The organism is Zemynaea arenosa (assembly GCF_004614185.1).
GTDB lineage: Bacteria > Pseudomonadota > Gammaproteobacteria > Burkholderiales > Burkholderiaceae_D > Telluria > Telluria arenosa.
Window position 1 is genome coordinate 1 of record NZ_SPVF01000231.1, and the last position, 6305, is coordinate 6305.

7 protein-coding genes are annotated in these 6305 nt (G+C 66.4%); 2 read left to right on the plus strand and 5 right to left on the minus strand.

Going from position 1 to position 6305, the window contains the following annotated elements; genetic code table 11:
- Positions 1 to 86: 86 nt before the first annotated feature.
- Positions 87 to 533 (minus strand): hypothetical protein, encoded by a 447-nt coding sequence (locus tag E4L96_RS24115; protein WP_229414608.1) that lies wholly within the window; start codon positions 531 to 533, stop codon positions 87 to 89.
- Between the two features lie 169 nt (positions 534 to 702).
- On the opposite strand from E4L96_RS24115, the gene E4L96_RS18130 reads away from it, so the two are divergent.
- Complete coding sequence (locus E4L96_RS18130) at positions 703 to 2325, plus strand: response regulator (protein ID WP_135208618.1); 1623 nt, start codon at positions 703 to 705, stop codon at positions 2323 to 2325.
- Positions 2326 to 2425: 100 nt separating this feature from the next.
- On the opposite strand, the gene E4L96_RS18135 is transcribed toward E4L96_RS18130, so the two are convergent.
- Positions 2426 to 2956 carry a hemerythrin domain-containing protein gene (locus E4L96_RS18135; RefSeq protein ID WP_135208619.1) on the minus strand — a complete coding sequence of 177 codons (531 nt, stop codon included), beginning with the start codon at positions 2954 to 2956 and terminating at the stop codon, positions 2426 to 2428.
- Between the two features lie 155 nt (positions 2957 to 3111).
- On the opposite strand from E4L96_RS18135, the gene E4L96_RS18140 reads away from it, so the two are divergent.
- Positions 3112 to 3819: a sensor histidine kinase gene (locus tag E4L96_RS18140; RefSeq protein WP_135208620.1), complete on the plus strand. Its 708-nt coding sequence runs from the start codon at positions 3112 to 3114 to the stop codon at positions 3817 to 3819.
- A gap of 41 nt (positions 3820 to 3860) precedes the next feature.
- Here E4L96_RS18140 and E4L96_RS18145 read toward each other — a convergent pair whose 3' ends face one another.
- The 3 genes from E4L96_RS18145 to E4L96_RS18155 form a co-directional block, all read right to left on the minus strand.
- A complete protein-coding gene (locus tag E4L96_RS18145) occupies positions 3861 to 5159 on the minus strand; it encodes an NAD(P)/FAD-dependent oxidoreductase (protein ID WP_135208621.1) in 1299 nt (432 codons plus the stop codon).
- A 190-nt stretch (positions 5160 to 5349) separates the two neighbouring features.
- Complete coding sequence (locus E4L96_RS18150) at positions 5350 to 5841, minus strand: hypothetical protein (protein ID WP_135208622.1); 492 nt, start codon at positions 5839 to 5841, stop codon at positions 5350 to 5352.
- 103 nt (positions 5842 to 5944) lie between these two features.
- The coding region (locus E4L96_RS18155) for a LytR/AlgR family response regulator transcription factor (protein WP_135208623.1) at positions 5945 to 6305 on the minus strand (361 nt) is incomplete at its 5' end.

The following is a 6305-nucleotide window of genomic DNA, read 5'->3' on the forward strand; positions in this document are numbered from 1 at the left end:
GCCAGGGCCCGCTCGTCCGCGCAGGCTCGGCCTGCGCTCCGGGGGCCCGGCCGCCGCGGGGGCGCCGGGGACTACGCGTTACGAAATCAGGCGGTCTGGACCGGAGGAACCTTGTCCGGCGCGCGGGTGCCGTCCTCCATGCCCTCCCGGGTATGCTCCTGGATTGCGGCGGCGTGCTGGTGGTCCTCGTGCGCGTCCACTTTCTCGGGCGGCACTTCGATCCGGGTAATGCTCGACTGCACGGAAATCGGGTCGCTGGCCGGGAAGGTCATCTCGACCGCGTCGTCCAGCAGGGTTTCCTGCGCCACTTCGGCCGGGGCCATGCACTCCTCGTCAGCCAGGGTGGCGATCGCCACGGCCCACTTGACGAATTTCAGTTCGGCAAATTCGCGCAGGGTGGACACGCCGAAGGCCTTTTGCAGCGCCTTGGCATCGGACGGCGAGACGCCTTTCAGCGCCGACAGCGGCGCGTCCGCCAGTTCGCGGAAGGTCTTGCCGTGGTGGTCTTTGTCGATGATGGATTCGATGTTCATGTTCACGTCCTTTCAGTGGGACCGTTGTCAGTATGTGCAGTCCACTATGTCATACCGGTCCGAAACGGTATGTGCGGCAGCGAACCGTTGCGAGGCGCGCACGGTTGCTTTTGGACATCCCCGTCAGAAGTGCTATCCTTTTTGCCTAAATTAATTTCCCACCCGCTCCGTGGCCAAGTCCGAGAAACCCAAGATCCTGGTCGTCAATGACGATGCCGCCAGCCTGCTTGCCCTGACGAGCCTGCTGGAACAATGGGCCGCTGAGACCAATTACGAGGTCGTCACCGCGCGCTCCGGCCAGGAGGCCCTGCGCCATGTGCTGACGTATGACTTCGCGGTGATCCTGCTCGACGTCAATATGCCGGGCATGGACGGATTCGAAACGGCCGAGATCATCCACGCGCGGCCGCGCTCGGCGGACATCCCGATCATTTTCATCACCGCCTTCGTGGCCGACGAGATCGACCGCCTCAAGGCCTACCAGCGCGGTGCGGTCGACTTCATGTTCACTCCGGTGATCCCGCAGATCCTGCACGCCAAGGTCTCGGTGTTCGTGGCTCTGGCCATGAAGAACGAGGAACTGAAGCGCCAGGCGCATAAGCTGAGCCAGCGCACCACCGAGCTGACCGCCACCAACAAGCGCCTGATCCGCGAAATGGAAGAGCGCCGCGACGCTGAACGCAAGAGCCACGCCAAGGACGAATTCCTGGCCATGCTCGGGCACGAGCTGCGCAATCCCTTGTCCGCCATCAGCAGCGCCGCGTCGCTGATCGGCCTGCCCGGCACCGGTCCCGAGACCGCGGCCCGCGCGCGCGCCATCATCCAGCGCCAGAGCCAGCACCTGTCCCATATCGTGGACGACCTGCTGGACCTGTCGCGCGCCATGAGCGGCAAGATCCTGCTGAACCGGCAGCCGACCGAGATCTCGGCCATCGTCAAGGGCTGCTACGAGACCTTCCGCGCCACCGGCCGCATGCTGGACTACACGGTCGAGCTGGACGCCAACACCGGCTGGGTGCACGCCGACCCGACCCGGATCGAACAGATCACCTCGAACCTGATCGACAACGCGCTCAAGTACACGCCGGCGGGCGGGCGCATCGACATCGTCACGCGGGTGGAAGGCGAGGAAGTCCTGATCACCGTGCGCGACAGCGGCATGGGGATCGGGCCGGACCTGCTGCCGCAGGTGTTCGACGTGTTCGTGCAGGGCTCGATCACCATCGACCGCGCCCAGGGCGGGCTCGGCATCGGCTTGGCGCTGGTGCGGCGCCTGGTGGAATTGCACGGCGGCAGCGTGACCGCGCACAGCGACGGACCGGGGACCGGCTCCACCTTCATGATCCGCCTGCCGCGCTCGGAAGCGGTGGTGCAGGAAGTGTCCGCGCCGCACCTGGACGACGAAGCCGGCGGAATGCGCTCGGTGCTGCTGATCGAGGACAACGATGACGGCCGCGACATGATGGCGTCCATGCTCACCTCGTTCGGCTACGAGGTGCGCTGTGCGGCCGATGGCCTGCAGGGCGTCAGCATGGCTGCGGCGGACTTGCCGGATGTGGCGCTGGTGGACATCGGCCTGCCCGGCATCGATGGCTATGAAGTGGCGCGCCGCCTGCGCGCCGATGCGGGCACGCGCGGGATCCGGCTGATCGCCCTGACCGGCTACGGCCAGGCCGAGGACAACCGGCGCGTGCTGGAGGCCGGGTTCGACGTGCACCTGGTCAAGCCCGTACAAATGGATGAGCTGCTGGAGGCGATCAACCAGGCGGTGCCGCACGTGGTGCGCGCCTGATCCGGCCGCGCCCGTTGTGGCGCGTGTGGCCCAAAAAAAACCGGCGCCCGCAGCGCCGGTTTTTTCATGGGCCGGCCGAAGCCGGCCCTGTCCGCCGTGCTTACTGGCGCGCCGCTGGCGACGCTTCGGCCGGGCCGCCTTGGGTCGGGGCCATGGCCAGTGCTTCGCCGCTCTGCTCCAGTTCGTCCGCCCGGGTCTGCATCTGCTCGCCCAGCGTCTGCAGGTCCAGTCCGGTCTTCTTCACTTTGGGGAACATTTCCTTCTCTTCTTCCTCGACGTGGTGGTCAATCTGCTCGCCCAGCACCTTCACCTTGGCGTCGTACAGCTCGTCTTCCACGTCCATGGTCAGGATCTGCGCGATCAGGTCCTTGGCGCTCGCGTGCTCCACCAGCGCTTCGTCCACGGTATCCTCGAATTCCTTGCTTGCCTCGCGCAGGGCCGGATAGAAGATTTCTTCCTCGATCATCGCGTGGATGCTCAGCTGTTCGCAGATTTGCTCAGCCAGCTTCTTCTTGCCCACCTTGGCGCGGTCGCCGAGGGCTTCGAACTTCTCGAACATGTCCTTGACTTCGCGGTGCTGCTGGGTCAGCAGAGCGATCGCGTCTTGATTGGGATTTTTGGTGCTTGCCATGTCAACTCCTCGTTCCTGGTTTAACTACTGTGACAGAGTGAACCGGAAGAGCCGCGCCGTATGTGCGGCACTTCACCGTGTCCGCAAGCACGACGCTCGCGCCGTCCCGGCAGCGGCTGAGGTATGATGCGAAAAATTTACCGGAAGCCAAGGAAATGACAGGACCGGCATCACAGAACCATCCCCAGGAGGCTGCCGCGCAGCGCGAAGCGGAGCTGACCGAGCTGCTGGGCTACCTGACCCAGTGCTGGGACGATGAGCGCCGCCAGCTGGCGCGCAAGCTGCACGACCATCTCGGCTCATCGCTGACCGCGCTGACCATGCATCTGTCGCTGCTGGCCGCCAAGCTGCCCGCCGAAAAGCCGCTGCAGGACCGCGTCGGGCAGATGAAGACGCTGCTCAACCAGATCGTCACCACCAACCGCGAGATGCAGCTCACGCTGTGGAACGACAAGCTGGAATTCCTCGGTGTGAAGGCGGCGGTCAGCGAACTGGTGGCCGAATTCGGCGCCCAACACGCGGGCCTGACGGCCAGCGCCAGCCTGCCGGAGGACGACATCCAGGTCTCGCGCGACCAGAGCGTGGCCGTGCTGCGCGTGGTGGAGGAAGGTCTGCGCAACATCGAGCGGCATGCCCAGGCCAGCACGGTCGACGTCATCATCGATGACAACGAGGACCAGTGCATGGTCACGGTGCGCGACAACGGCGTGGGGCAGGCCCACATCGCCGGCGGCAGCCCGGATTGCCACGGCCTGCGCCTGCTGCGCGAGCGCGTCCAGTTCCTCGGGGGCACACTGAGCGTCCGCGACCACCAGGACGGGGGCACCGCCCTCACTGCGCATTTCCCGAAATCGCCCGCCTGAGCACGGACCGGCCTGGCGCGGCCGGCGTGGCACACGCCGCGTCAGTGCAGCTTGACCAGCGGCGTGGTCCGGCGGATCAGGAAGCGCGCGATCGCCAGCACGCCCGTGCGCACCGTGCCCAGCACGGCCTGGTGATGCATCAGGTGCAGGCTGGCGTACATCATGCGCGCCACCGTGCCCTCCACGAACCAGCTCAGCCCCCGCAGCGATCCCATCAGGCTGCCCACCGAGGTGCTCTGCCCGAACGACACCAGCGACCCATAATCCTTGTAGCGGTAGGGCTTGTCCTGCGGCGCCTTGCCGCGCGCCTGGCGCACGAAAGTCTCCACGAGATAATCCGCCTGCTGGTGCGCCGCCTGCGCCCGGGGCGGCACGGGCTTGTTGTCCGCGTCCATGCACATCGCGCAGTCGCCCAGCGCGTAGATGGCGGCCTGCCCCTGCACGCGCAAGTGGCCGTCCACCATGATCTGCCCGCCTTTGGCCAGCGGCAGGCCCAGTGAGCCGAGGAACTCCGGCGCCTTGATCCCCGCCGCCCACACGCACAGGTCGGACGGATACACGTTGCCCTCCTTGTCCGTCACCTGCTGCGGTTCGATCTTGGTCACGCGGCAATCGGTCACCACCTTGATGGCCCGCTGCCCCAGCAGCTTGAGGGCGGCGCCGGACACCCGTTCCGGCAGCGGCGCCAGGATGCGCGGCGCGCCTTCCAGCAGGGTGATGCGCACGTCGCGCTGGACGTCCAGGTGGCCGAAGCCGTAGGCCGCATACACGCCGCTCGCCTCGCGCAGTTCCGCCGCCAGTTCCACGCCAGTCGCCCCGCCGCCAATGATCACGATATCCACACCACCCTGCGTGCCTTCGACCTTGCGCTCGTCCGCCATCGCCAGCAGCTTGAGCAGGGTAAGGCGGAAGCGCTCCGCGTCCTCGGTGGCATTCAGGGAAATGGTGTACTCCTGCGCGCCCGGCACGCCGAAGTAGTTGGAGGTGGAACCGACCGCGATCACCAGCGAGCCGAACTCCAGCTCACGGGAAGGGAACACCTGTTCGCCGGTGCCCGCCACCACCGGCCCGATGGTGATCTTCTTCGCTGCCGCATCGAGCGCCGTCATTGCGCCATAGACGAAGTGGAAGCCATTGTCGTGTCCCAGCATCTGGTACGACAGGCCCTCCTGGTGGATATCGAGGGTACCGGCCGCCACCTCGTGCAGCGACGGCTTCCAGATGTGGTACAGGCGGCTGTCGACCAGTGCCACCTTGGACGGGCCCAGCTTGCGGCCCAGTTTGCAGGCCAGTTCCAGGCCGCCTGCCCCGCCTCCGACAATCACAATTTCGCTACGCAAGCGCATCCTCCTTGTCAGCGCCCGCGCCACCGCGGGCCGGCCCGGCCGAGGCCGGGTGATGACGAGAAGTTTACACGTTGCCGGCTATCCGCGCTGGCGAGTGCTGCGCCGCAACGCGACCGCCCAAACACAAACGGCTCCCGCAGGAGCCGTTGCTGAGTACGCCGGGGTACGTCCCCGGCGGCGGGCATCAGTCGCCGTGCTTGCCGTGACCCCGGCCGTGACCGTTGCCGTGATCATCGTGGCCCCGGCCATGGCCATTCCCGTGCCCGCGGCCATGGTCGTCGTGGCGGTCCCAGTCGCGGCGGTCCGGGCCGCGGTCATAGTGCTCGGGGCGGTAGTGCACTTCGCGGTAGCGCGGCGCGTAGGTGTTCAGGTACCAGTCGTCGCGCACAAAGTACACACGCTGGCCGCAGGCGTTGTAGCGGCCGCAGTAGCGCGACCAGTGGCGCTGGTGCTCGTACGGCGCACGCAGGTAGACGACCGGCGCTTCTACCACGCGCACCGGGCGCTGGACGATCACCGGCTGCGCATACACCACCGGCGGCGGCGCAAAGCCGCCAATGTCGATATGGCCATAGAAGCCCGGCTGGCCCACGCTGATCGACACAGCGGTCTGGGCACCGGCAAACATCGGGAGGGCGGCGCCGGCGAACGCGGCGGCGAGAAGAAGCTTTTTCATGGTCAGGCCTCGTTGTTGTGATTTGCTGTGAAGAATTCTAACAACGGCCAGCCCGCGCACGAATGGATATTGTGTTACGGAATCGTCCGAGATGTAACCAATTTCACATGTTACGGAACAGCGCCATGAACGGCTGGCTCACCGCCAGCGTCTCCGGCCGCGACTTCAGTTTCACCACCCCCCGCCCCATCTCGTCGCGCGTGATGGCCGCGATATGCCGCAGGTTGACGATGGTCGAGCGGTGGATCTGCTTGAACATGGCCGGGTCCAGCACCTCCAGCAGATCGCGGATCGGCTTGCGCAGCAGGGCCTCGCCGTGCTGGGTCATCACCACCGTGTACTTGCTGTCGGACTGGAAGTAGGCCACGTCCTCCACCATGATCAGGCGTGTCTCGTTGCCCGCGCTGGCCGTCAGCCACACCAGCGGCTCGCGCGGCGCCGGCGCCGCGGGCATGGCGTGGCCC